We start from the raw sequence: 25,699 nt of genomic DNA, 5'->3' as shown, positions 1-25,699 counted from the left end.
GAGGAAATAGATGATTACGCATTTTAAAGGTTTTGTTTATGGAGTAGACGCAAGTGCCATGTTTGCACAAGCTATGTCTTTGTTGCAGAAGGGATTGATTGCGGTTGGTGCCTTTCTCGTTGTTGTGGGGATTGTCAACCTTGCAACCAACATTAAAGATGGTGGACCAGGTGTTCGGAATGCCATTCTTGAAATTGTCGGTGGAGTTATGGTAGGGGCTGCTGGAGCCTTTGTAACCCAGATTTCTATTTAGGAGGATCAACAATGACATGAATCTTAGTTTAGTCTCACCCTTTGTTTACCTTGCATCTGAAAAAATATCAGCTGAAAATTTATTTGAAGGATTTAATGTAGATTTACAATCTACGGTAGATTTGATTAAATCTCTATCTAGCTACAATCCAACTGTTTGGACTTATATGTCTAGTATTACTAAAAGTGTCATGCAGCCTCTTGGAGTTGCGATTTTATCAGTTGTTCTCATCTTAGAATTTTCGAAGATGGCAAAGAAAATTGCTAACTCAGGAGGAGCGATGACCTTTGAAGCATTAGCGCCGATGTTGATTAGTTACATTATGGTCGCAGTTGTAATTACCAATACTACCGTTATCGTAGAAGCTATCATCGGGATTGCGAGTCACGCCATTGAACAAGTGGCCTCGATTGTGGCTCACGGTGGGGCAAAGTATGATACCATCTCTGGATTAAAAGGTTCAGGATTTATTGGCCGGATGATTGTGGGCTTTTTCGCCCTCCTAATTTGGCTAGTTCGGATAGTAAGTGCAGCCATGGTCAATCTTTTGGTATCCATTCGATTTATTCAACTCTACCTTATGATTCCATTTGCCCCTCTTACGATTCCAACATTTTTAAGTGATGAGTGGAAGTCTATTGGTATTGGCTATTTAAAAAATATTATGGTCTATGCGGTACAAGGGGTTCTCATTTTTCTGATTGTTTCTCTTGTTCCTTTATTTGAATCTGCTGGGAAAATAGCTGTTTCAAATGGTGCAGGAGTCCTGCAATCACTTGCGATTATGTTTGGTAGTTTGGTACAAGCTATCTTACTGATTATTGCCCTCGTTGGTTCTCAACGTACGGCTCGCTCAATCTTAGGTATGTAATTAGATAAAGGCTAGGAAGTGAATGCTTCTTAGCCTTTTTAGAAAGGAAAGTCATGAATACACGTGTCTTTAAAGACATCTCAAAATACCAACACAGGGCTTGGTTAGGCTTCACCACAAGACAAATCATCTTTGTTTTACCAGCCTTTATTGTCACAATTATTGTTTTGGGCTTGAATCTCTTTTTCTGGCAATTTGGAGATTGGTTTGTTTACGGTTTTGTGTTTGCCTTTACCATCCCCCTCATGCTTTTTGGAGTCTATAAACCCAATGATTTATATTTTGAACATTATTTGAAATACCGTCTTCATTTTGAACTAACGGTTCCCCTACGCACAATTACAGGAAAGAAAGGACCTGAACATGAAAAGAAAATCAAATACATTAAAGAAACAAAAAACTTCAATGACTAATAAAAAGGAAGAAGTTAAAGGGAAAAAAGAGGAAGTGTTACCCTCTACGGCTAATACTCTTTCCTATCAAGCCCTGTATCAAAATGGTCTGATGCAGGTAAAAGAAGATTATTTTTCACAAAGCTATTTACTTGGTGATGTCAATTACCAGACCGTTGGTTTAGAAGATAAGGGGGCAATCATTGAGAAGTATTCTGATTTGATTAACTCCCTAGATGACCAAACCAACTTCCAATTAACTATCTTTAATAAAAGATTGAATTTAGAAAAATTCAGACAAAGTGTTTTGTATGAGGAAAAAGAAGATGGGTACGATAGCTATCGTAAAGAATTGAATCGGATGATGAATCAGAATTTAGACAGTGGCGAAAATAATTTTTCAGCTGTGAAGTTGATTAGCTTTGGTAGAAAGGATACTAATCCCAAACAAGCCTATCGTTCCTTGTTCCAAATTGGAGAATATTTCAAGAGTGGTTTCTCAGAAATTGAAGCTCGATTTGAATCCTTGGCTGGAGAAGAACGGGTGAACTTGTTGGCAGATATGCTTAGAGGAGAACACCATCTTCCTTTTTCTTACCGTGATTTAACGAGATCTGGTCAGACAACTCGTCACTTCATAGCACCTAATCTCTTAGATTTTAAAAACAAGAATTACCTACAAATTAATGACCGCTTATTGCAGATTGTCTATGTGAGAGACTACGGCATGGAATTAGGGGATCAGTTTATTCGAGACCTCATGCAAGGAGATTTGGAATTGATTGTGAGCCTCCATGCTCAAAGTTCGACCAAGGCAGATGCTATGAAGAAACTACGAACAAAGAAGACCTTGATGGAATCCCAAAAGATTGGGGAACAACAAAAACTAGCTCGTACAGGTATCTATTTGGAAAAAGTAGGTCATGTATTAGAAAGCAATATCGATGAAGCTGAGGAACTCTTAAAAACCATGACCGAGACAGGAGATAAACTATTTCAAACGGTCTTCTTGATTGGTGTTTTTGGTCAGGATGAAGAAGAACTCAAACAAGCCCTAGACACTATCCAACAAGTGGCCGGCTCAAATGACCTAATGATTGATAAACTTCCATATATGCAAGAAGCAGCTTTTAATAGTTTGCTGCCATTTGGTTGTGATTTTTTAGAAGGAGTATCACGGAGTTTATTAACGTCCAATATAGCAGTGAACTCACCTTGGACTTCAGTAGATTTACAAGACCGTAGTGGGAAATATTACGGTATCAATCAAATCTCAAGCAATATTATTACCATTGATCGCAGCCTATTAAATACACCGTCTGGTCTGATTTTAGGAACATCTGGAGCTGGGAAAGGGATGGCAACCAAACATGAAATTATCACGACCAAAATCAAGGAATCTGGTGAAAATACTGAAATTATCATCGTGGATCCAGAAGCAGAGTACAGTGTTATTGGACGGGCTTTTGGGGGAGAAATGATTGATATTGCGCCCGATTCCCAAACTTATCTCAATGTCCTTGACTTGTCTGAGGAAAATATGGATGAGGATCCTGTAAAGGTAAAATCAGAATTTCTTTTATCCTTTATCGGCAAGTTATTGGATAGGAAAATGGATGGAAGAGAAAAATCGATTATCGACAGAGTTACCAGACTCACCTATCAGTCATTTAAAGAGCCTTCTTTGGAAGAATGGGTCTTTGTCTTGAGCCAACAACCAGAAGAAGAAGCGCAGAACTTGGCACTTGATATGGAACTGTATGTCGAAGGTTCTCTTGATATTTTTTCTCATAAGACCAATATTCAGACAGGATCTAACTTCTTAATCTATAACGTTAAAAAGTTAGGAGATGAGCTGAAACAAATCGCCCTTATGGTAGTGTTTGATCAGATATGGAATCGTGTTGTTCGGAACCAAAAATTAGGGAAGAAGACCTGGATTTATTTTGATGAAATGCAGCTTCTCTTATTAGATAAATATGCTAGTGATTTCTTCTTTAAATTGTGGAGTCGTGTCAGAAAATATGGAGCTAGTCCGACTGGGATAACCCAAAATGTCGAAACCTTATTGTTAGATCCAAATGGTAGACGGATTATTGCAAATAGTGAATTTATGATTCTCCTCAAGCAAGCAAAAAATGACCGAGAAGAACTGGTTCAACTCTTAGGCTTGTCAAAAGAACTTGAAAAATACCTAGTCAATCCAGAAAAAGGGGCTGGACTAATAAAAGCTGGTTCAGTTGTCGTACCCTTTAAAAATAAGATTCCTCAAGGTACACAATTGTTTGATATCATGAGTACAGATCCTGATAAAATGGCTTCTAATTAAGGGGAAGTAAAATGAAGGATAAAAGAGAAATCATACGTGCACGAAAGGCATTTAGAAGAAGTCTAAAAGATGAGAAGAAATTCTTGAAACAAGGAAAGAAGGAGGTGAAGAAACAGAAAAAAGATTCCGCTGTACTGGATGAAAAAGCATGGAAAAAAGAGATGAAGCAGAAGCTAGAGGAGATGAGAGAAGCTTCAAAGGAGAGAGTAAAACAAGCAAATGAAGACTACAACCATATTCTTCAAAATAGTCCTCCATCTCTTTTGAATCGCAAAGAATTAAGAGACAGACGGTTGCCTCATGCTAGGAAACGATTGAAAATAGCCAAGGAGCAATTTAGAGGAGCCAAGGTACAAGCAAAAGAAGAAAGAAAAGAGAGTCGTAAAGAAAGAAAAACCAATCAAAAATTTCTCTACGGTCAGGAATTGAAACATAAATCTAATTTTTTCTTTCAAGGGAAGAGTTTAGAAGAATTAAAATCTAAGAAAGAAGTAAAGGCCGCAAAAGAGAATCTAAAATCTACTAAACAAGCCTATAAGTCCAAAAAAGTCAGTAGGAAAGCCAAAACTTTTCTTTATGTCCTTGGCCGTGAAGGTGGAGAGTTAGCTTCAGAAAATGAAGATTTAGAAGGTTATCGCACGCTACAAGAGACCATTAGAAAAGGAAAACGCTACAGTCGGCTTTCTTATAACCTTGGAAAAGCTAGTGTCAAAACAGGACAAGAAACAGGTCGTTTTACCAAGAAAAGACTTACCAACACAAAAGAGCGATACCATCATTTTAAGGATGGAAAAGGATGGAAACTAGCGAAAGATAACCCAAGTTCCTTTAAAAATCGGTTTCGAAAATTAAAGAAACAAGGTCTTACAAGTGTCCGAAATATCTATCAAAAACTAAAAGCAGCCTTTTCCTTCTTTACATTTGCGGCTGGAAATCCTGTAACCTGGATAGTTGGAGGAATAGTCTTTCTTCTTTTACTTATAATGAGCTTCTTTTTAGGATTTTCATCTGCTAGTTTGATTCAACAAGATGAATTTGAATTAACAAAAGCTTATACCCACCTAACTTGGGAAGATGCAGAACATACTCGCACAAATGACAAAGGAATTACCTATTACACAAAAATTGATGATGTGATGGGGTATATGAACTTTAAATTCCATGACTATGAGTTACACAAACCAGTTCATTTGTTTAGTTCAGAAACTTACAAGGATTATCTATCTACTTTGTGGCATGATTTAAACGATGGAGAAGATTTGAAATCCATGCAAGACCTCTATGAAACTCCTAAGTATAAACTCTCGAAAGACGATCAAGAGGAAATAAAGGAACTAAAAGAAGAGGGTATGTATGCTTCCATGCAGGAATTGGACAATCCATTTGAGGGGAAAAGCAACGAAGATAGTCTAACCATGACTTATCGTTATGGATACTATGATTTAGACGGAAAACCTACCCTTCAGGAGTACATTCTACTAGAAGCGAAGGCTCACCAAACGATTGTCGCACCAATGGATGGAGTTGTATCTCTAGATGGCGACAATGTTATTCTCACTAACGGAAAAGGAGAGAATGAGAGTCGATTGACCTTGTATTCTATTCATAATGGCCGTGCGATTGAGGGGAGAAGAGTCCTAACGGGTGATATTATTGGTGAAACACCAGACGATACAGGTTTGAAAGTTTCTTATCAAAAGTATAAAAACAAGAAAGAAAAATTGGTGTATGTCAATCCGCAATTTTATTTTCCAAAAGTCATTCAACTTCAGACAACTATCTTACCTGCCATTGGTCAGTTTGGTGGGGATGAGTTTGAACGAGCAAAACATATTTATGAGTTTTTAAAATCTCAAGGGGCAAGTCCCCAAGCCATTGCGGCAATTTTAGGAAATTGGTCTGTAGAGTCTTCTATTAATCCAAAACGAGCTGAAGGAGATTATTTATCTCCTCCTGTTGGCGCTACCGATTCCTCATGGGATGATGAAACCTGGTTAGCAATTGGAGGTCCAGCCATTTATAGTGGTGCTTATCCTAATATCCTTCATAGAGGTTTGGGTTTAGGGCAATGGACGGATACTGCAGATGGTTCAACACGTCATACAGCTTTATTGAATTATGCACGCACCCAAAATAAGAAGTGGTATGATTTAGACCTCCAACTTGATTTTATGCTTCACGGGGATAGTCCTTACTATCAAAGTTGGTTAAAGGATTTCTTTGGAAATACGGGCAGTGCAGCCAATCTGGCCCAACACTTCCTTACCTATTGGGAGGGAAATTCTGGTGACAAACTACTGGAAAGACAAACCAGAGCAACGGAATGGTATTACCAAATTGAAAAAGGCTTTAGCCAAACAAATGGAGGACAGGCAAAAAGTGACCCGCAATCCCTTGAAGGGGTTCGTGGGGACTTGTATGAGCATTCTGTTCCTGGTGGTGGAGATGGTATGGCCTATGCCTATGGACAATGTACATGGGGTGTTGCGGCTCGTATGAATCAATTAGGCTTAAAATTAAAAGGAAGTAATGGAGAGAAGATTTCAATCATTAATACCATGGGAAATGGTCAGGACTGGGTTGCGACAGCTTCAAGTCTTGGTGGGGAAACTGGCTCTAGACCAAGAGCAGGTGCCATTGTTTCTTTTGTGGGAGGTACACATGGCACACCAGCCATCTACGGTCATGTGGCTTTTGTCGAGAAAGTATATGATGATGGTTCTTTCCTTGTGTCTGAGACAAACTATGGTGGCAATCCTAACTATACCTTTAGAAAAATCTCGCAAGCAGATAGCGCCATTAGTTTTGCCTATACTACGAAATAGAAGAGTTTACACTTGAAATTTTAGCCATTTTCAGGTAAAATAAATAGTGTAGATGAGTGGTCGGCTCATGGTCAATCTGATAGTAATCTTGGACATAAGGGCCAAGCGGTGGCGGACACCAGAACGAAATCCGATAGCAATCTTGGACGTAAGGGCCAAGCGGTGGCAGACACCAGAATAAACCGACTGACTAGGTGGCTTACAGACTCTGTAAACCACCTTTTTTGTGAGGAAAATATGGCAAATTCTAGAGATTATCGTAATCCAAATTACACCGAAAAAATAAAACTTCAGCGTTTTTTTACTCAGTTACAAATTGCGGCTTCTTTTTTTAAAGAGCACTTCGTTGGCAAAATCATGTATTATGAAACTGAAATAGAAAGTGTTGAACTTCATTTTTCACCTACTAATTTCATGCACCTATGTGGTGTTGATTACAGAAAAGGTGCAGGCTGTTTCTTTGACGATTGTTTAAAAAGACATGTCATAATTGATGAGTTGAAAATAAAAAAAGATGGAACCACGATGCAAAAGTTACAAGTTTTAGGATCCATTGAGGAGTTATTGGGAAAGCATGTTCATCTAACTGGTTCAGGACGTTATTTGTATTTGGAGTTTGATTATGCTCTACGTACAAGAAAACAGATATTAGCATTAACATTGAAAGAGACATCTAGGAAAATTGTTCCTCAGTCTTTATTAGATTTGAAGAGAAAGACAGTATTTCCAAAAGGTCAAAAAGTAATTTCCATTTACTCAAAACATTTACAAACGTCGGAACTTTTTTATTATTTAAAAGATTAGTTTACATATCTTTTGTGGCATAAAATATATTTTTATCATTTTAAGGAGAACGCAGTTTTGGCTCGTTCTCTTTTTTTGTTGTGATACTTCTTTCAAGGATTATTTGGTAGGATTGGAGTGAAAAAAGATTAACTAGGAAAGAAGGAAGTATATGGAAGCCATTTATCAACGTGATTCGGATCAAGATGGATTAACTGATGCTCAAGAATTGGCGCTAGGAACCAATCCTCTTAGCGCAGATTCTGATGGTGATGGATGTTCAGATTTAGTGGAAATAGAAGAAGGAACCAATCCCTTAGAAAAGGATTTACAAGACATAGGCCAAACAAGTATCACTGAACCGTCCTCAGTATTTATGGAAATGAAACAAAAGATTTCAGATATGATGGAGAGTCACTACAAGGAATTTATACAGGCTCTGATTAGTATTGAAACAGGGATTGAAAACCAACAAGACCTAGAAGACTTATATACATACTACATGAGAACGGATGCCGTTTCTCTTTTATCTAGTGATTTAGAAACCAGTCCTCAAGAGGTTGAAATGGAGATAGAGTTGTAGGGGAATCATGTGATTCTCCTATTTTCGTATAGATGAAAGGAGCGAGTATGGAAGTAATACAATTATTGGCTATGTTTCGTGGAACAATTCCAAAAGATAGAGAGAAAATGGACTTATTTCTTCGTTATCAAGCGCAACATTTTGATAAGAAATGGCAGGATTTGGTAGAGAGTTTTTTGACTGAAGAGGGCAAGATAGAAGAGATACCTCATGTCTATTCGTTTCATCAAGATATTATTTCTTTCCTAGAGGCCAGTTCTGAAAATAATGACCAAGATTTAGAAAGTTACACAAGAAATTTTGGACAAGCAGGTCTAAGTAGATTATCTCAATTAAGTAATTTTGAGAAAAACTTGGTGCTAGAAGTCGCAACCTATAATCTTTTCACTCGATTTTACATCCAATCTGAAAAAGAGAAGCTAACACCATTGAGTGAGCTTGTATTTCATCAGAATCAGGATGTCAATTTAGTCAATGTCTATCGGGTTGCGAATAATCTATCTGACCGCATTAGTAGAGATATAGAGGAGTTTCTTCTAATGGTTGATTCCAAAGAACTAAAAAAAGAGGTTCTTGAGATTCATTTTGAAGAAAAAGAGGGAGATGTTCTAGCCTATTTAGGTTCAGAATTGATGGCTACTTTAGATACCGTTACGGATCTTGTCCATCATGAAGAAAACTACACACAACTCCCACTGACACAAAAGCTGAAGATAATTACTCATTTTGATGAAGTAAAAGCTAAAAGCGAAAAGTCTAATCAAGTAGAGGAAGTTTTATCTCCTTCAAGTGATATTGAGCAGGAAACGGAAGAAACTAACTCCTTTTCTAATGTCGATAAAATTGTAGAAGAAGCTTTGAGGGAATATCCAATCGGTTCACAAGTAAGTTATAAAGGACAAGTATTTCAGTTGGTTTCGATTGAAAATGCACACTTAAATGACTTAGTTCGATTAGAGTTATTCAATGATTCCAACCAGTTATTTGAAGAGAATCCTATCTTATACTTGAACAGTTTGGAAGAGATTGAACAAGTATTGTCTTTCGTAGAACTTGAAAAAGAAGATTCAGAGATTGAGATTGATTCATCAAGTGAAAGTCAGGAAATAGATTTGTTTTCCTATCTGGAAGAAGAAAATGAAAATGAAAATGAAAATGAAAAGGAAAAAGATAAGGATAAGGAAACAGAAACGCTTATTTCAGATATGGAAGAGACGGATGTCCCCGTTCAAGATTTTGTTTTTCCAGATGATTTAGAGGACTTTTACCCTAAGACAAATCGAGAAAAAATTGAAACGAATATCGCCGCAATTGATCTTGTTAAAAGATTAGAAAAAGAGGGACGACAAGCAAGTCCAGAAGAACAAGAACTACTAGCCAAGTATGTTGGATGGGGTGGTCTTGCCAATGAATTTTTTGATGAACTCAATCCAAAGTATGAATCAGAGCGTTTAACTCTCAAGAGTTTAGTAAGTAAGTCAGAATACTCCACCATGAAACAAAGTTCCCTCACAGCCTATTATACAGACCCAATGATTATTCGCCAGATTTGGCAAAAATTACTGGATGATGGTTTTGAAGGAGGAAGGATACTAGATCCTTCTATGGGGACTGGAAATTTTTTTGCAGCTATGCCTAGAAGTATACGAGAGAAATCAGAACTCTATGGGGTTGAATTAGACAGTGTGACAGGCGCAATCGCAAAACAACTCCACCCCAATACCCATATTGAAGTGCGAGGATTTGAGGAAGTTCCCTATCAAAATAATAGTTTTGATTTAGTCTTAACGAATGTTCCTTTTGGAAATTTTCGCATTGCCGATAAAAACTATGATAAACCTTATATGATTCATGATTACTTTGTCAAACACTCACTTGATTTAGTAAGAGACGGAGGACAAGTGTCGATCATCTCATCTATCGGGACAATGGATAAGCGGACAGATAATGTCTTACAAGAGATTAAAACCAACACTCATTTTTTAGGGGGAGTACGTTTGCCGGATACGGCTTTTAAAAAGATTGCAGGTACTCGAGTAACCACAGACCTCCTCTTCTTTCAAAAGGATCAAGCAAAGAATCTTAATGAGGAGGAACTTGTTTTTAGTGGCTCTATTCCATTTGAGGAGGATAAGCGTGTCTGGATTAATCCTTATTTTGATGGGAAATACAATACACAAGTTTTGGGTGAATATGAGGTACGTAATTTTAATGGAGGAACCCTCAATGTTAAGGGGGTATCAGAAACATTATCTACTGATATAATGAAAGCATTAGAGAATGTGGAAGCACATAAACAAATTGACAATTCTTTGAAAGCACCTGTATTTATCCAAGAAGAAGTGGATAATTCTATCCCAAGTCGTATACGTGAGGACTTAGCGCTCTATTCTTTTGGATATGAGGGAAATCAAATTTATTATCGAGATACGCATGGCATTCGGAAATGTTCAAAAGTAGACGAAATTAGTTATTATGTAGACGAGAAGGGAGAATTTAAAGCCTGGGACAGTTCTTTGTCTGAACATAAAATAGATCGATTCGTGCAACTTCATTTGACAGATGAGGAAGCACTAGATGTATACAAGTCAGAAGAAGCGAGCAAAAGAGGGAAATATAAGGGACTGTTCAAAAAGACTGTCTTTTATGAAAGTCCCTTATCGGATAAGGACATTAGTCGCATTAGGGGAATGGTTGATCTAAGAGAGACCTATCAGGCCTTAATTGAAATTCAACGTCATCCAGATTATAGTCGGTCTGATTTTCAGGTATTACTTAGTAAACTCAATCGTGACTATGACCATTTTGTAAGTCAATTTGGATACTTGAATGCCTCCGTTAATCGGAACTTATTTGATAGTGACGATAAGTATTCCTTACTAGCTAGTTTAGAAGATGAATACATTGATTCTAAAAGTCAGAAAGTAAAATATAAAAAATCTTTAGCCTTTGAGAAAGCATTGGTTAGGCCCGAGAGAGTGATTACAAGAGTATCAACGGCTTTAGATGCCTTAAACTCCAGTTTATCGGATGGTAGAGGGGTTGATTTAGACTATATGGTATCAATTTACCCTGAACATAGCCAAGCAGCTATTTTAGATGAGTTAGGGGATCAGGTTTTAATGGATCCAGAAAGCTATTTAAGAGGAGAAAGAAAATATCTTTCTAAGAACCAGTTTTTATCAGGAGACATTCTCAATAAGATAGAAGTAGTTCAACTGTTAGTAGAGGAAAACAATCAAGAATGTGATTGGAGCCATGCTTTAGATTTGTTAGAATCTGTCCGTCCTCCACGGATTCATCTGGCAGATATTGAGTTTAATATAGGCTCACGTTGGATTCCTCAATCCGTTTATGGTAAATTTGCCTTTGAATGTTTTACCAATCATGAATTTGAATTGTCTTCGCCAGATGTTGAACAAGTCATTGAAGTGAATCCTGTCGATGGCCAGGTTCACTTAAGGACATCATTTGCTTATCAATATCCAAGTGCCAAAGATAGTAGTCTTGGAGTTAGCGGGTCACGTTATGATACAGGAAGAAAGATCTTTGAGAATTTACTTAATTCGAACCAACCGACGATTACTATGACTGTTACGGAAGGGGAAAAGAAAAAGACTATCACAGATTTGGAAAAAACCTCTGTTCTAAGAGCAAAAGAGCAGCATTTACAAGAGCTCTTTCAAGAATTTGTCTCACGGTATCCAGAAGTCCAACAAATCATTGAGGAAAGCTACAATCGTCTTTATAATCGAACGGTTAGTCGAGAGTATGACGGTAGCCATTTAGTTATTGATGGCTTGGCTCAAAACATTAGTCTTCGTCCTCACCAAGAGAATGCCATTCAAAGAATCGTAGAAGAAAAAAGAGCCTTATTAGCTCACGAGGTAGGTTCAGGAAAGACCTTGACCATGCTTGGTGCTGGGTTTAAATTAAGGGAGTTGGGGATGGTTCATAAGCCCTTGTATGTAGTGCCCTCTAGTTTGTCTGCTCAATTTGGTCAAGAAATCATGAAATTTTTCCCTACTAAAAAGGTCTTTGTGACCACTAAGAAAGATTTTGTGAAGGCGAGAAGAAAACAATTTGTGTCACGTATTATTACAGGAGATTACGATGCCATTGTCATTGGGGATTCTCAATTTGAAAAAATCCCTGTCAGTAAGGAAAGACAGATGAACTATATTGAGGATAAACTCAATGAACTACGAGAGATTAAAACACATTCTGAAAATAAGTATACCGTTAAAGAAGCGGAACAATCAATTAGTGGTTTAGAGAGACAATTGGAAGAACTCCAACGCTTCAATCGTGATAGCTTTATTGATTTTGAAAACTTAGGAATTGATTTTCTTTTTGTGGATGAAGCACATCACTTTAAAAATATACGTCCGATTACTGGACTTGGAAATGTAGCAGGGATTACCAATACAACGTCTAAGAAGAATGTGGATATGGAAATGAAGGTTCGACAGATTCAGGAAGAACATGATTTTAAAAACATTGTCTTTGCGACAGGAACACCAGTTTCCAATTCTATTAGTGAGCTCTACACTATGATGAACTACATTCAACCAGATATCTTAAAACGCTATCAAGTTGATTATTTTGACTCTTGGGTAGGTGCTTTTGGAGAAATTCAAAACTCTATGGAATTAGCTCCTACAGGGGATAAGTACCAACCTAAGAAGCGATTTAAAAAATTTGTCAATCTTCCTGAGTTGATGAAAATCTATAAAGAAACAGCCGACATTCAAACACAAGATATGTTGGATTTACCTGTCCCAGAAGCCCATATTATTCCTATTGAGAGTGAGTTAACTGAAAATCAGAAACTCTATTTAGAAGAATTGGTTATGAGGTCAGATTCGGTCAAATGTGGAACAGTTGATCCGAGCCAGGATAACATGTTAAAAATTACGGGTGAGGCACGAAAACTAGCAATTGATATGCGTTTATTGGACTCTAGTTATAGTCTAGCAGACAATCATAAACTGCTTCAGGTAGTGGATAATGTTGAGAGAATTTATCGTGAAGGAATGGAAAATAAGGCTACTCAGATGATTTTTTCAGATATTGGCACACCTAAGAAAAAAGATAATGGCTTTGATGTTTATTCTGAAATGAAGGCTTTATTAGTTGATAGAGGAATCCCTAGTAAAGAAATTGCCTTTGTACATGATGCCAATAGTGATGAAAAGAAGAATAGTTTATCTCGAAAGGTTAATGCAGGAGAGGTGCGGATTCTCCTTGCCTCAACTGAAAAAGGAGGAACAGGTTTAAATGTTCAGAGCAAGATGAAAGCAGTTCATCACCTGGATGTACCGTGGAGACCAAGTGACATTCAGCAACGCAATGGACGTATTATCCGACAGGGAAATGAAAACAAGGAAGTGGATATTTACCACTACATTACAAAAGGTTCATTTGATAATTATCTATGGGCAACTCAGGAGAACAAACTCCGTTATATTAAGCAGATTATGACTTCTAAGGAGCCGATTCGTGCTGCAGAAGACATTGATGAGCAGACCATGACAGCTTCTGATTTTAAGGCACTAGCAACAGGTAATCCTTATCTCAAATATAAGATGGAACTAGAGAATGATCTAACCCTATTAGAAAATCAAAGACGCGCCTTTCAACGCAGCAAGGATCACTATCGTCATACAATCTCCTACTGTGAAGAAAATATGCCCATTCTTGAGAAACGATTAAGCAAGTATGAAGGCGACATTCAACAGTCTGAAATGTCGAAAGACCAAGCATTTTCTATGACAGTAGGCAAGCAATTTTTTGATCAACGAGCTGAAGCAGGGGAATCCCTACACCGTCTTATCCGTCATAATCAATCAGACAGCAAAGAATTTCGTACCCTAGCCAGTTATCGAGGATTTGACATTAAAATGCTTAGTCTTCCAACAAATCAACCTCTTCCTGAAACTTTCTCTGTTAAGATTGTAGGAGAAAATCTGTATTCTGTCAGTTTAGATTTGTATTCTCCTTTGGGGACAATTCAAAGGCTCCAACATACGATTGATCACATTAAAGAGGACCAAGTGAAAACTCAGAACTTATTGGATGAATTAAAGGATAAATGGACTACTGCTAAAGTTGAAATTGAGAAAAATTTTCCAAAGGAAGAGGATTATCAAACTAAAAAGGCCGAATACAATGTACTCACGCCATTGATTGAAACAGAAACGGATTTAGATATTATTGATCAGGCCTTAAGACAATTCCACGAAAAAGAAAAAGAAAAGCAAGAACAACTTTCTTTTGAATTGGATTAAAAAATATATATAAATAGCGGACAAGAAAAGAAAAGCGCGGTAAAATAAAGATAGAAAGAAACGAGGTGACGATTATGATGGAAGATACCTATTATCAATTGGAAGAGGCCTTGGTACAGGGATTTCAAACACCTGAAGAATACCAAGCCTACAAGGAGCTAAAGGAACATTATGAGGAAGTGACAGGGGATTACAGTTTTTCTAAACAAGAACTCACTAGTCAATTGGAAATCGCTCTTCAGAATCATCGAGGCGAGGACTTTGAAGATTATGAGAAAGAGGAGTATTTGGTCTTAGTTCAAAAATTAGAAGAGTTTGATTATTCTCTTGCCACCCATTATCGTCAGTTGATTGACTAGAAAGGAGAAAGTCATGAAAGATTTACTCCTTATCCCAGTAATTTTTTTAGCAGTAGGAGGAATTCTCATTCTTTTATGGAGACTCTTTCTTATTGCAAGTGGACTTTTCCTTATTGGTTTTGTCAGTTTTCTTATTTTCATAGAAGTCTATGGAATTTATCTGTTCTTTACTGAACCGACCCTTTATATGGAAGATTTATCCCAGAATGGTCTGATCAGTTTTACAGGATTTTATGTGGTATTTAATCTAGCCTTGCTTGTATGTGGTGTTTTGAAAATCATTAGTTGGACAAGAAGATTAAAAAGTAGCTGAGCAAGAGATTGTTCAGCTACTTTTTAATTGGGCACTATAAAAATTTTTCTCGAAAATAAGAAACTTGCACGATTTACTCATTACTTAGCCAATACTAGAGTTTATACTAGTTACTGTAAAGATGATCATCTAAAAGAAGGAAGGAGGTAACCTTATGCCTAAAAATACAAGTCGTCCAGAGATTGATTCACTAAGTTTCGAGGTTGAAAACCAAGAACTTTCCGGTAAATCAGGTTCTGGTTGGTTTACAGCTGTTCAACTTACATTGGCGGGACGTTGTGGACGCTGGTTCACAGGCTCTTTCGAATGCACAACGAATAATGTGAAATGCGGATAGCCTAGATTTCGATACTCATCAATTTGAAAATGAAATTTTAAGTTAATATAACTTTGTAGAAATTAAACTGTTTTTAATGATTCTTTTACTTAAATTTTCATTTTCTTTGGAGAGTATAGAACTAGGTTTAAACCATAGTGAGTAGGAGTAGAAGAAAATGAGAAAAAATAACAATCATAAAGAAATTGATACACTTGATTTTGAAGTAAAAAACCAAGAGCTTTCTGGTAAATCAGGTTCTGGTTGGTTTACAGCTGTTCAACTTACATTAGCAGGACGTTGTGGATGTTGGTTTACAGGATCTTATGAATGTACATCAAATAATGTGAAGTGTGGCTAGTTTTTCTCACTACTAAAAAGTTTGATGTAGATTTGTTTCTATAGGATTCATTTTTCAATTTGAAACTTGTTATAGTCCTTTGGTTTGAGAGTAGACTGAAGGACTATATACAAGGTTTATGGAAAATATAAACGGAACGAAAGAAATTTACGGAGTAAAATTATGAAAAGTAAAAAAGTAAATACTGAGATTGATACGCTTGAATTTGAAATTGACAATCAGGAACTCAATGGTACCTCAGGATCTGGCTGGTGGTACACAGCTTTTAAAATGACACTAGCAGGTCGCTGTGGATTGTGTTTCACCTGTTCCTATGAGTGTACGACAAATAATGTTCGTTGTTAGATAAAACAAAAGGTAAATTCTAGTATTTTATTACAAAACATTGACAACACTTTGATTTAGTGTTATATTTACAAGGAGAAATACAAATGAAACAAGACAACTTTGAGATCGATTCTTTGGATTATGAAATTAATAGCCAAGAGTTGAATGGTAAATCTGCTGCAGGGTGGCGTACGGCTGTTAGATTAACAGTACAGGGTCGCTGTGGTTGGTGGTTTACATATTCTTATGAATGTACTTCGCCAAACGTGCGCTGTGGATAAAACTACCTCCATTCTTTGAGAGGAGGATAAAATGGAAGGAATTATTGGAACACTAGACTTCTATGCACCTGTAGTGGTCTTAGGAGTTATTGTCATAGGGATTGTTTACTTTATGAAAAAAAGAAACAATCGAAAATAATCAATATCGACCGATACCTAAAAAGTATCGGCTTTTTTTATAGCGTAAATATATTGCACAAAATACTCATGGCAAACCTTGAAAGAAACCGTATAATGAGAGTGTAAAAAAGAAACGGAGGAATGAAATGATGAAACAGCTTATCGTGACAGCATTAACGAAAACATTTGGTCAAGGGGATAATATCGTTCATGCTTTATCAGATGTGAACTTGTCCGTTGAAAAAGGTGAATTTCTGGCAATTATGGGGGCCAGTGGTAGTGGAAAAACAACACTCCTCAACTGTATTTCAACGATTGATAAACCAACATCAGGTGAGATTCGATTTGAAGATTTTGACATCATCCATGCCAAGGAAAATGAACTAGCTGACTATCGTGCTAAAAACATTTCCTATATTTTCCAAGCTTACAACTTGGTGGAAACCTTGACGGTCTATGAAAATATCGTTTTACCTCTTCAAATTCAGGGGAAAAATATCAAAAAACATCAGGATAAGATTGAGGAAATTTTGGATAAGTTGGCCATCCAAAACTTAAAAGATAAGTTTCCTAATCAGTTATCAGGTGGTCAACGACAACGTGTGGCAACTGCTAGAGCCTTGATTGATGATTCTAAACTGATCATCGCAGATGAGCCGACAGGAGCCTTGGACTCTGCCAATTCTGAAAAACTGATGGCACTTTTGCAGGAAATCAATAAAAGTTTTGGTATTACCATTTTACTGGTTACGCATGACCCTGCCGCAGCCAAGTACTCTTCACGGATGGTGCTACTTAGCGATGGAAAGATTATGGATGATTTGGAACGTAACAGCTTATCTAATGAACAGTATTTGCAAGAGATTTACAGCCGTACCAGATAGGAGGAGGAGAGTATGTATCCAAAATTGATTTTACGAAATGTATTTCGAAATTTACAGACCTATACCATCTATTTTTTCAGTCTGACCTTGATTTATAGCTTGCTCTACGCTTTTAATGCTTTACCAAGCCATCCAGTGATGCAAAGTTTATCAGGAGCAAAGGAAATGTTAACGACGGTGATGAGCCAGTACATGGGCTTGCTTTCCTATCTGATTCTATCGGCGATTGCCTTTCTCGTCGTTTATTCTACAAACTTTGTCCTGGGACGGCGCAAGAAAGAGCTGGGACTTTATGCAACGCTGGGAATGAAGAAGAAGCAGATTATCCGTACCCTGTTCTTTGAAACCATGCTGGTCAATATCTTTTCCTTGATTCTAGGTTTCTTGCTTGGGCTGGTCTTGTTGGTTGTTCTAGCTAAGGTGGCTTCTGAGTTTTTCATGGCGAATTACTTTGGTAATTTGGTTTTCTTTGATATAAAGTCTATCATCTTACTAGTTTATTCCTATTTGGTAACTAGTTTTATTGTTGGTGTCATGGACATTCTTACCTTTAGAAAGCAAAATATCATTGCACTCATTCAAGAAAATGGGGTCAAGAAATCTGTCTTGGCAAAAGGCAAGCCAGTTCTTCAAGCACTTCTCTTTATTCTTTCGACAGCTGTTATCGGTTTTGGTGCTCTCTATTTTTCAGACTATCACCATCTATCACTCTTGAAAAGCTGGGGTATCTTACTTGTATCTGTCTTCGTGATTTTTGTGATTTTATTTTACAATACCTTGAGCCATTTTATCTTGGTTTCCCTTAGAAAACTGCCTCAAACCTACTATAACAGACTAAACAGTTTTAAAATTCGTCAATTTTCAAAACAAGCTGACAGTAATTCGGTCACGTTGGCTGTCTTATCCTTGACCTTGACACTGGCTCTCAGCTTACTAGTTTTTAGTGGTAGTGCCTATACGACTATGAACCGAGAGCTGAACAAATACTCACCTTATGACGTATCTGTCAATCTTTATCGTGGTCAAGAGTTCCAGTTTTCTCAGGAATCTGTAAAAGACAGATTGAAAGCAGATGGATTTGACTTTAACCTCATCAAAGAGGAGTACAGCTATCCTATCTATTCTAGTGATTTAACCTATAAAGATTTGATTGATACTAGCAATCTTTGGGCGCATGATAAGGAACTTCCTGAATCAAAAGTACCGATTTTAGGAATTTCTGCCTACAATCATCTCCGCAAACTGCAAGGGAAAAAAGCGGTTGACTTGGCAGATAACCAATTTCTGGTCAATGCCAACTATAAAGGAACTGCCAAGCAGATTCAGGACTTTCTATCAACGACCAAAAACCTCACGATTAATGGTCATTCTCTCAATCTTGCATCTTCCAAGCCACTTGAAACAGTTTACTTTTTATCTTCAGTAGGTACAAATGACACAGGAACCTTGATTGTACCCGATAAGGTAGTAATTGGACTGACGGAAGACCACATGACCTATGTTGCCAATTTCAAAGAAAATATTGACAAGCGGAAAGTAGAAACATTCTTGAGTCAGTGGATTGAAAAATACTACTTCACTCGTGATGGTACAGAGTTGAATCCGTTCACCTATCAAACGAAAGGAAGAATTTTTGAGATTTATCTTGGATTTATGGGCGTCATCGTCTTTGTCATGATTTTTGTCAGTGTTATTTTTATCATTATTTCCCTCAGTATCTTGTCACTTCAAACTTCTACAAGTTCTTTGGATAGTGTCAATGATTATCAAATCTTATACCTTCTTGGGAATAAGAGAAAGCAAAATCGCTCTATTCTTTTGCAACAGATTCTAAGTTATTTCTTGGTTCCGCTGGTTATCGCAGGTCCGCTAGCACTTGCCTTGAGTACAGCTCTTTTGGGCTATTTTGAGAATTTCGCTAATACCAGCATTTCTATTGATATCACCTATCTGGGAGTAGCGGTTTTACTCTTTGTCCTTTACCTGCTAGTGACTTACAGAGTAAGTTGGCAAATTATTGAAAATTAAGTCAAATACCAGAGTTGCTTATCCGACAATTCTGGTATTGTGTTATAATGATATTAAAGTAGTTCAGGAAGTGGATACATATGAAACAGTTTGTTAAATTGATCTCGAAAAACTCACTTTTATTGTGGTGGTTGACGATTTTTAATCATCTAACTTTGATGATTTATATTTATTATAGGGTTCCTCTGGACTTTTCGACAGATTTTTCCTTACAGATGGTTTTATTGCTGATTATTGCTTTAATTGCATTTAGTTATATTTGTAATATTGTGACCTTTCGTTATAGTGAGTTGAAACTCTGGTTGCTCCTGATGATGTTTCTCATTAGCTGGCAATCCATATTTAATCAAGGAGTTACGAGCACCCTGTTGCACTTTTTTGATATCCTTCATCCGCTCAACTCTTTTTTATTGGTGTATAGTTCTCTGTCTATTCTCTTTCTGGGAGAGAAAATAGGAGAAGAACTGATGAGTGTGTCCTTTGTGTTGACACTAATCACCGTTAGTTCGTATCTGTTAAGTCCTTCAATTTTTCTCTTTCTGTCCTTGTTTGCGTCTTTCTTTTTAAACCTTGTTCCCTTGATTTTATTTATTTTATATCATGAAGAGTTGAAAAGTAAACTCAAGTATCAGAGACGAAATTTGTGGATATTAGCTTTAATATTGCCTCTTTCTTATTTCTTTTTGTATATCAATACGACGGGCTCAGGAGTGATGAACCTAGCCTGGTATCTGGAAATTGTTGGCATCTTAGTTTTTTTACACTTCAAAACTATTATCAGCTCTCTTCAAAAAAAGGTATCAGAGTTAAAATTGTCCTATATAAAAGCTTTTTCACACTTATTTTTACTAGTTATGTTTTTGTTAGTAGGTATTTTCATCATCTTTCGTCTAGATTTAAACACGAGCTTTTTGGTCTTGAATATCATGTTACTATTGTTCGGGATTTGTTCGGAAGAATTGATTCGCCTCTTTCGTTCTGCTGAAATGCTAGATGCTAGGGATTATGTAAAAGTTCTCTTTTTAAAGCGTAACCGTATGGTGAAAAATCTGCTGGCAAATGAAGACACAGAACAACAGTTCTCCGAATTTCTTCACAATGAAATCCTGCAAAATGTGATTGCAATAAAAAATTTCAATAAATATAGTAGCAATCAAGTTTTTGGTGAACAGATCAATCTGGTGACAGAGGAGTTGGTTCAGCGGATTCGTGAGCGGATGGATTATTATCAGCCAATGGTAGAAACAGACGAGCAGTTAGACATCCAGTATCAAGGGCTGATTAATCGAATTGTCAAGCGCTATCACGCAGAAAATGAAGTCGTCACACAGTTTCCTGTCCACTTTAGGCTTTTATCTCCTTACGATAAAATTGTCTATCGTCTGGTTGAGGAATTGGCGACCAATGCCGTTAAGTACGCTAGTGGTGGAACGATTTCTTTGAAGATTGATGTGCATGATGACGCTATTTTTATAATTTCTGAAAATGACTGCCTTCAAACAGAAAAATCCTTAGGTTATGGCTTGAAAAATATGTTTAATAAAATTAGTGTTTTAGGTGGACAGATGCAGATTTTTGAAAATAATAAGAGATTTCGTGTAGAAATTACTCTCCCGATTGATAAGGAGTTGTGTTATGAGAATTTTGTTAATTGATGATCATAAATTATTTAGTCAAAGTATCAAGATGATTTTAGAGTTATCGGAAAACATTAAAAAGGTCCAGTTAGTGGATAATTTTTCGACTATTTCGGAGATTGCTTTTAATGACTACGACATTATTTTGATTGACATCAACCTGACGAGTCTGTATCAAGATGATGGGCTGACCTTGGCACAAGAGATTATCGACAATGGTTGTTCTAGTAAGGTTGTGATTTTGACAGGTTACAGTAAAAAAATGTATGAACACCGAGCTAAAGCTATGGGAGCTTATGGATTTCTGGACAAAAGTATGAACCCAGATGAGTTGGTTAAAAAATTGGAAAAGATTTATCTAGGTGGTAAGGTCTTTTCAGATGAAGTGATGGTAGAGGTGCTAACACCACGAGAAATCGAGATACTAGAGCTGGTTAGAAATGGCTTGACCATTGATGATGTCTGTGACAAGGTCTATGTGAGTAAACGTACAGTTTCCAATCACTTGGCCAATATCTTTTCAAAATTGGGAGTGACTAACAGGCAGGAGGCGATTCACATAGCTGAGCAGTTGGGCTATTTTCCACCAGATTAAAAAGTTGCAGAAGATGCAGCTTTTTTAATTTATTTACAAAAATTGCACATATTACTCATTCTAATAAACGGTAAATTTGATAATCTATTAGTAATTAAGGAGGAGATCATTATGTCTATTGTATCTGAAAAATGGTTAAGTTTATTTAATAATATCGAAGATGATGAGCAGTTAGATGAATTTTTAAAGACTACCTCTGGAGATAGTCTACAAGATTGGGAAGAAAAATTTCTTCAGTACGAGCAGTGTGGAAAAGATTATATTGAGCGAGAGTTAGGAACAATCTTATATGATGAATATAACCCTCAGGAAAAGCTCAGAGTAAGTATTCATTGGCTAGATTTATTTAAACCAATTTGTTTTAAATACTTAGAGCGATTATCTAGCTTTTTAAATAAAACGCAATGTATAACCAATACAAATGAATTTATTCTAGATATTGAATCAGTATTTTTTGAAATTTGTATGAATATGAGCTATAGAACGGTTGTCTTAGAGATTAATGATTTAAGGAGAGCGTCTCGTTTAGAAGGTGAAGATAGTAAAAATAGATACAATTATTTTATCAATACTTTATTAAAGGACAGAGATTATATATTGGAGTTTTATAAAAAGTATCCCGTCTTGTTTGAGTTATTAGATAAGAAGATTTCTAACGTCTTAGACTATATTGAACAAATTATTCTCCATTTTGAAGAGAACCTAATTGACCTAGAAAGTTATTTTAATTATAAGAATTTAAAATTATCGAGTATTGATTTTAATGCTGGCGATACTCACTCTAATGGTAAGAGTGTTTGTATTCTTAAATTAAATACTAAGAAAAAGCTAGTTTACAAACCAAGAAATATGTTTATCGATGTTAATTTAAACTTATTCTCTAAAGAATTTGCTCATCGTTTTGGACTTTCAGAATTATTATTCGTCCCTAAAACACTGAGTAAAGATTCTTATAGCTTTGTAGAGTTTATAGAAGAGAAAGAATGCAATTCACTTCAGGAGGTAGAAGCTTATTATACAAATATGGGAAAACTTTTAGCATTTTTACATATTTTTGGTGCTAAAGATTATCATGGTGAAAACATTTTAGCTTGTCAAGAACATCCTTATCTTATTGATAATGAGACGATATTGCATTTCAGTGAGCCTGTAAATATCACTTCAAATGCACAAAATATTTATAATTTTGTAACTAACTCAGTTTATAGTGTGGGAATATTACCAATGAACCTTTATTCAGTAAATAATGACAAAGGAATGGAAATTGGAGCATTAAATTCAGGTGAAAGGCGAGAATCACCTTATTTATCCCATCAACTGGCTAATGTTGGGACTGATGAAATTAGAATTGAAAAAGTATTTAAAATAGTCGGGGATTTCCCTAGCACAGTAAGATATAAAGGAAAAAACGTATCGTGTTCTAGTTACCTCAACGAAGTTCAAAGAGGATTTGAAACTATTTACAAAATTGTTTTACAAAATAGAAATATAGTTTCTAGGATGATCGTTAAATATTTTGAAAATTGTGAGACGAGATATATTTATCGAAATACCAATATTTATGTACAATTTCTTGAAACAAGCCATCACCCAGAATTGTTAAAAAATAAATATGATTTTGAAATGTATTTGCTTCGTTTATTTGAATATGGTGATGTTGCTAATCTTTTTGATAATGTTATGATGAAAGATGAGGTTTGCCAGCTTAGAAAAGGTGATGTTCCAATATTTTATGCGAATACAAGTAGCAATGAAATTCATAATGGACTAGGTCGATATATTTGTGCTTTAGACGGACATAGTATCGTTAATAAGGTTTTAAATAGAATAACTAGTTTATCAGATGATAATTTACTCAGACAAAAACGAATTATAAATATGGCTTTTATGGGGAGCGAGTTATTTCCAAAGAAATCTAGAGTATCTGAAGAACACATGAATACTGAAACTATTACTTCAAAAATAATCAATCGGATTTCATCAGCTAAATTTAAATTTAATAATGAGACTAGTTGGTTAGCGATGGTGGCTATGAATAAAAGCTATGAGATATATCCAATGGATTGTAGTCTATACAGTGGAACTTCTGGTATGATTTTGGGGATAACAAGCATAGATGATACTAGATTACGGACGCTTTTACCTGGGGTTATCAATTATACCAATAACTATATAAAAGAATTACAAGGGAATTTCCCTGTACACCAGTTAGGTGCTTTTACTGGTGTATATGGATACTTATATACATTGTGTGTGTTGAGAGGAGAAGGTACTCTATTTGATGAAGATATCGAAGAGATTATATATGAAACATTGTCATCAACATTTAGACATCTACGAAATATTGATAATTTAGATATAATAGGTGGTTTAGCAGGAATTTTAGGAGTACTGATAAAAATCCAGAAAACAATGCTCGATAGTTCTCGGGTAACTGAGTTGACTCAGAATTTGTCTGAAGGTATAGTTCAAAAAATACTAGAAAAATATAAAAAAGATGGCTTTTGGATTGAAAATGATCCTGGATATGCTCATGGTAATTATGGCATTATTACGCAACTTTATAGATATTCTTTATCTAACACATGCAAATCTGATGTAAAAACTTCCATTATTTCTTGTATAAAAGAATATCTTGACAAAGAGCGTTCGTTACTATGTGGAAAAAAAGGTTTTCCTTTAAGAAAAAATGCCAAGTATTATTCATGGTGTAATGGTATTGTGGGAATCGTTAATGCTAAGAACTATTTAGAAACTAATGAATTTCCTGACAAATTTTTAAAGACCGAAGTTCAAGATTATTCCAATAAAATTTTAAATCAAGATCCTACTTTAGATAATTCAATCTGTCATGGAAGTATCGGGAACCTAGTCATTTTAGATTCTATTTTAGGCTATTCTGTTGATATAGAAAATAGAATAGCTACTGAAAGTATCTCATATCTTTGGGATAAAGAAACTTATGAATGTGATGATTGGGGGATTTTGACAGGAGAAATGGGAATATTGATGGCTAATGATAGAAAAAGTAGGACTAGATTAAATGATATACTACTTTTAAATTAATGGGGGTTAGATATGAAAAGAAACATCCCGTTTATCGAACAACACCAAAAAACAGAGTGTGGATTATGCTGTGTTGCGATGGTGTCAAGTTATTATAATCACGAAATTTCCGTTAAAGATCTGAGAAATCTAAAAGAAACAGGGAGGGATGGAACTAGTTTTCAAAATTTAATTGAACTGTTAGAAAATATGGGATTTAAAGTGAAATCATTCCGTTTTCCAAAAGATAGACCAGATGTATATAAACAGATAAAAGTTCCAGCCATTGCATTGTGGGAGAGTAAGCATTTTGTTGTTGTAGAAAAAGTAACTTCTAAATTTGTTTGGGTAATTGATCCTGAACTCGGAAAACTAAGATATGATTTAAATGAGTTCTCAGCCGGTTTCTCAGAATTTTTAATTAGTATTTCTAGTAGTGATAGAGTAATAAAACAAAAATCAAAAGAGAATTACGGAGAGATTTATGCGCAACTTTGGCAATCTTGGCATTATTTTGTACCTCTGTTATTTCTAACTTTTGTAAGTTATGCGGTTAGCTTTATTCTGCCTATATGGACGCAACAGCTATTAAATCAAGCCACAGGTGGCAATCAGTTTAATCCAGCAATTTTAGCGCTCAATTTTATTATTTTTACATTACTATACTTTATTATAATGCTCGGTCAGAGATATCTTTCTATTAATCTGACAAACGATATAGATAAAAGACTGAATAATAGTGTAATTGGTCGTTTGTTTCAATTACCATATAAATTTTTCTCTACTAGAAGTAGTGGTGATTTAATTTATTCTATAAATGGTTTGGGTAGAATTCGGCAATTATTTACAAATCAGGTTGTACTAGGAATATTAGATATTGGTTTTGTAATTTGTATTTTGTTTTACTTTCTATATATTGATTTTTTCGTGGCGATTATCGCTCTTATGTTAGTGGTAGTAAATTTGTTGTTGCTTCTATTGACTAGAAAAAATTTGGAACAAAAAAGTAAATCTTTTGTGATAGCTCAGAATGATCTCCAAAATAAACAAATCGAAATGATTTATTCTATGATGGGAATAAAAATGGAAGGATTTGAAGTTCGAACG

The 25,699-nt window shown here is 35.8% G+C and carries 21 protein-coding genes; 20 read left to right on the top strand and 1 reads right to left on the bottom strand.

The window, feature by feature from the left end; all coding sequences use genetic code 11:
- Positions 1–10: 10 nt before the first annotated feature.
- The 5 genes from D8804_RS02165 to D8804_RS02145 are packed head-to-tail and all read left to right on the top strand — an operon-like array spanning position 11 to position 6,670.
- The gene (locus D8804_RS02165; protein ID WP_000627865.1) at positions 11–253 is read left to right on the top strand and encodes a hypothetical protein; all 243 of its coding nucleotides are present in this window, start codon (positions 11–13) and stop codon (positions 251–253) included.
- Positions 254–269: 16 nt separating this feature from the next.
- A complete protein-coding gene (locus tag D8804_RS02160; RefSeq protein WP_001054257.1) occupies positions 270–1,124 on the top strand; it encodes a VirB6/TrbL-like conjugal transfer protein, CD1112 family in 855 nt (284 codons plus the stop codon).
- A 53-nt stretch (positions 1,125–1,177) separates the two neighbouring features.
- Positions 1,178–1,537 carry a PrgI family protein gene (locus D8804_RS02155; protein ID WP_001097589.1) on the top strand — a complete coding sequence of 120 codons (360 nt, stop codon included), beginning with the start codon at positions 1,178–1,180 and terminating at the stop codon, positions 1,535–1,537.
- Positions 1,488–3,845 (top strand): VirB4-like conjugal transfer ATPase, CD1110 family, encoded by a 2,358-nt coding sequence (locus D8804_RS02150; RefSeq protein ID WP_180364039.1) that lies wholly within the window; start codon positions 1,488–1,490, stop codon positions 3,843–3,845. Before D8804_RS02155 ends, D8804_RS02150 begins: the two co-directional genes overlap by 50 nt.
- A gap of 11 nt (positions 3,846–3,856) precedes the next feature.
- Positions 3,857–6,670: a phage tail tip lysozyme gene (locus tag D8804_RS02145; RefSeq protein WP_048791733.1), complete on the top strand. Its 2,814-nt coding sequence runs from the start codon at positions 3,857–3,859 to the stop codon at positions 6,668–6,670.
- Between the two features lie 30 nt (positions 6,671–6,700).
- Here D8804_RS02145 and D8804_RS10060 read toward each other — a convergent pair whose 3' ends face one another.
- Complete coding sequence (locus D8804_RS10060; RefSeq protein WP_071788347.1) at positions 6,701–6,889, bottom strand: hypothetical protein; 189 nt, start codon at positions 6,887–6,889, stop codon at positions 6,701–6,703.
- An 18-nt stretch (positions 6,890–6,907) separates the two neighbouring features.
- Here D8804_RS10060 and D8804_RS02135 point away from each other — a divergent pair, with 18 nt between their 5' ends.
- The 15 genes from D8804_RS02135 to D8804_RS02065 all read left to right on the top strand — a co-directional run.
- On the top strand, positions 6,908–7,474 hold the full coding sequence (locus D8804_RS02135; protein ID WP_048791732.1) for a PBECR4 domain-containing protein: 567 nt from the start codon (positions 6,908–6,910) through the stop codon (positions 7,472–7,474).
- A gap of 151 nt (positions 7,475–7,625) precedes the next feature.
- Positions 7,626–8,036, top strand: a complete 411-nt coding sequence (locus D8804_RS02130) for a thrombospondin type 3 repeat-containing protein (RefSeq protein ID WP_048791731.1) — start codon at positions 7,626–7,628, stop codon at positions 8,034–8,036.
- Positions 8,037–8,083: 47 nt separating this feature from the next.
- Positions 8,084–14,326, top strand: a complete 6,243-nt coding sequence (locus D8804_RS02125) for a DEAD/DEAH box helicase family protein (RefSeq protein WP_185774016.1) — start codon at positions 8,084–8,086, stop codon at positions 14,324–14,326.
- A 74-nt stretch (positions 14,327–14,400) separates the two neighbouring features.
- A complete protein-coding gene (locus D8804_RS02120; protein ID WP_048791729.1) occupies positions 14,401–14,685 on the top strand; it encodes a DUF5962 family protein in 285 nt (94 codons plus the stop codon).
- Positions 14,686–14,698: 13 nt separating this feature from the next.
- Positions 14,699–14,998: a DUF5966 family protein gene (locus D8804_RS02115; protein WP_048791728.1), complete on the top strand. Its 300-nt coding sequence runs from the start codon at positions 14,699–14,701 to the stop codon at positions 14,996–14,998.
- 154 nt (positions 14,999–15,152) lie between these two features.
- Positions 15,153–15,335 (top strand): salivaricin M family lantibiotic, encoded by a 183-nt coding sequence (gene slmA / locus D8804_RS02110; protein ID WP_016397469.1) that lies wholly within the window; start codon positions 15,153–15,155, stop codon positions 15,333–15,335.
- A 157-nt stretch (positions 15,336–15,492) separates the two neighbouring features.
- The gene (slmA, locus tag D8804_RS02105) at positions 15,493–15,675 is read left to right on the top strand and encodes a salivaricin M family lantibiotic (RefSeq protein WP_125398663.1); all 183 of its coding nucleotides are present in this window, start codon (positions 15,493–15,495) and stop codon (positions 15,673–15,675) included.
- Positions 15,676–15,837: 162 nt separating this feature from the next.
- On the top strand, positions 15,838–16,020 hold the full coding sequence (slmA, locus tag D8804_RS10175) for a salivaricin M family lantibiotic (protein WP_023396278.1): 183 nt from the start codon (positions 15,838–15,840) through the stop codon (positions 16,018–16,020).
- A gap of 86 nt (positions 16,021–16,106) precedes the next feature.
- On the top strand, positions 16,107–16,283 hold the full coding sequence (gene slmA / locus D8804_RS02095) for a salivaricin M family lantibiotic (RefSeq protein WP_025172692.1): 177 nt from the start codon (positions 16,107–16,109) through the stop codon (positions 16,281–16,283).
- A gap of 269 nt (positions 16,284–16,552) precedes the next feature.
- On the top strand, positions 16,553–17,287 hold the full coding sequence (locus D8804_RS02090; RefSeq protein WP_048791727.1) for an ABC transporter ATP-binding protein: 735 nt from the start codon (positions 16,553–16,555) through the stop codon (positions 17,285–17,287).
- 12 nt (positions 17,288–17,299) lie between these two features.
- Positions 17,300–19,315, top strand: coding sequence for an FtsX-like permease family protein (locus tag D8804_RS02085; protein ID WP_048791726.1), 2,016 nt, complete (start codon positions 17,300–17,302; stop codon positions 19,313–19,315).
- A gap of 926 nt (positions 19,316–20,241) precedes the next feature.
- Entirely contained in the window at positions 20,242–20,970 is a 729-nt protein-coding gene (locus D8804_RS10170) for a sensor histidine kinase (protein ID WP_239682820.1), read from the top strand.
- The gene (locus tag D8804_RS02075; protein WP_048791724.1) at positions 20,951–21,547 is read left to right on the top strand and encodes a response regulator transcription factor; all 597 of its coding nucleotides are present in this window, start codon (positions 20,951–20,953) and stop codon (positions 21,545–21,547) included. The genes D8804_RS10170 and D8804_RS02075 overlap by 20 nt, the downstream gene beginning before the upstream one ends.
- Positions 21,548–21,658: 111 nt before the next feature.
- Positions 21,659–24,613, top strand: a complete 2,955-nt coding sequence (lanM, locus tag D8804_RS02070) for a type 2 lanthipeptide synthetase LanM (protein ID WP_125398662.1) — start codon at positions 21,659–21,661, stop codon at positions 24,611–24,613.
- A 12-nt stretch (positions 24,614–24,625) separates the two neighbouring features.
- On the top strand, positions 24,626–25,699 hold a 1,074-nt coding region (locus D8804_RS02065), incomplete at its 3' end, for a cysteine peptidase family C39 domain-containing protein (protein WP_260472319.1).

Origin of the sequence: Streptococcus oralis (assembly GCF_003944215.1) — a bacterium.
Taxonomy (GTDB): domain Bacteria; phylum Bacillota; class Bacilli; order Lactobacillales; family Streptococcaceae; genus Streptococcus; species Streptococcus oralis_BI.
The sequence above is the reverse complement of the archived record's forward strand: the minus strand, read 5'-3'. Positions and strand labels throughout refer to the sequence as shown.

Excerpts from the sequence above, each read along its gene's own strand:
- D8804_RS02165 (WP_000627865.1), top strand. The coding sequence starts at position 11 with ATGATTACGCATTTTAAAGGTTTTGTTTATGGAGTAGACGCAAGTGCC.
- D8804_RS02160 (WP_001054257.1), top strand. The coding sequence starts at position 270 with ATGAATCTTAGTTTAGTCTCACCCTTTGTTTACCTTGCATCTGAAAAA.
- D8804_RS02155 (WP_001097589.1), top strand. The coding sequence starts at position 1,178 with ATGAATACACGTGTCTTTAAAGACATCTCAAAATACCAACACAGGGCT.
- D8804_RS02150 (WP_180364039.1), top strand. The coding sequence starts at position 1,488 with ATGAAAAGAAAATCAAATACATTAAAGAAACAAAAAACTTCAATGACT.
- D8804_RS02145 (WP_048791733.1), top strand. The coding sequence starts at position 3,857 with ATGAAGGATAAAAGAGAAATCATACGTGCACGAAAGGCATTTAGAAGA.
- D8804_RS02135 (WP_048791732.1), top strand. The coding sequence starts at position 6,908 with ATGGCAAATTCTAGAGATTATCGTAATCCAAATTACACCGAAAAAATA.
- D8804_RS02130 (WP_048791731.1), top strand. The coding sequence starts at position 7,626 with ATGGAAGCCATTTATCAACGTGATTCGGATCAAGATGGATTAACTGAT.
- D8804_RS02125 (WP_185774016.1), top strand. The coding sequence starts at position 8,084 with ATGGAAGTAATACAATTATTGGCTATGTTTCGTGGAACAATTCCAAAA.
- D8804_RS02120 (WP_048791729.1), top strand. The coding sequence starts at position 14,401 with ATGATGGAAGATACCTATTATCAATTGGAAGAGGCCTTGGTACAGGGA.
- D8804_RS02115 (WP_048791728.1), top strand. The coding sequence starts at position 14,699 with ATGAAAGATTTACTCCTTATCCCAGTAATTTTTTTAGCAGTAGGAGGA.
- slmA (WP_016397469.1), top strand. The coding sequence starts at position 15,153 with ATGCCTAAAAATACAAGTCGTCCAGAGATTGATTCACTAAGTTTCGAG.
- slmA (WP_125398663.1), top strand. The coding sequence starts at position 15,493 with ATGAGAAAAAATAACAATCATAAAGAAATTGATACACTTGATTTTGAA.
- slmA (WP_023396278.1), top strand. The coding sequence starts at position 15,838 with ATGAAAAGTAAAAAAGTAAATACTGAGATTGATACGCTTGAATTTGAA.
- slmA (WP_025172692.1), top strand. The coding sequence starts at position 16,107 with ATGAAACAAGACAACTTTGAGATCGATTCTTTGGATTATGAAATTAAT.
- D8804_RS02090 (WP_048791727.1), top strand. The coding sequence starts at position 16,553 with ATGAAACAGCTTATCGTGACAGCATTAACGAAAACATTTGGTCAAGGG.
- D8804_RS02085 (WP_048791726.1), top strand. The coding sequence starts at position 17,300 with ATGTATCCAAAATTGATTTTACGAAATGTATTTCGAAATTTACAGACC.
- D8804_RS10170 (WP_239682820.1), top strand. The coding sequence starts at position 20,242 with ATGTTACTATTGTTCGGGATTTGTTCGGAAGAATTGATTCGCCTCTTT.
- D8804_RS02075 (WP_048791724.1), top strand. The coding sequence starts at position 20,951 with ATGAGAATTTTGTTAATTGATGATCATAAATTATTTAGTCAAAGTATC.
- lanM (WP_125398662.1), top strand. The coding sequence starts at position 21,659 with ATGTCTATTGTATCTGAAAAATGGTTAAGTTTATTTAATAATATCGAA.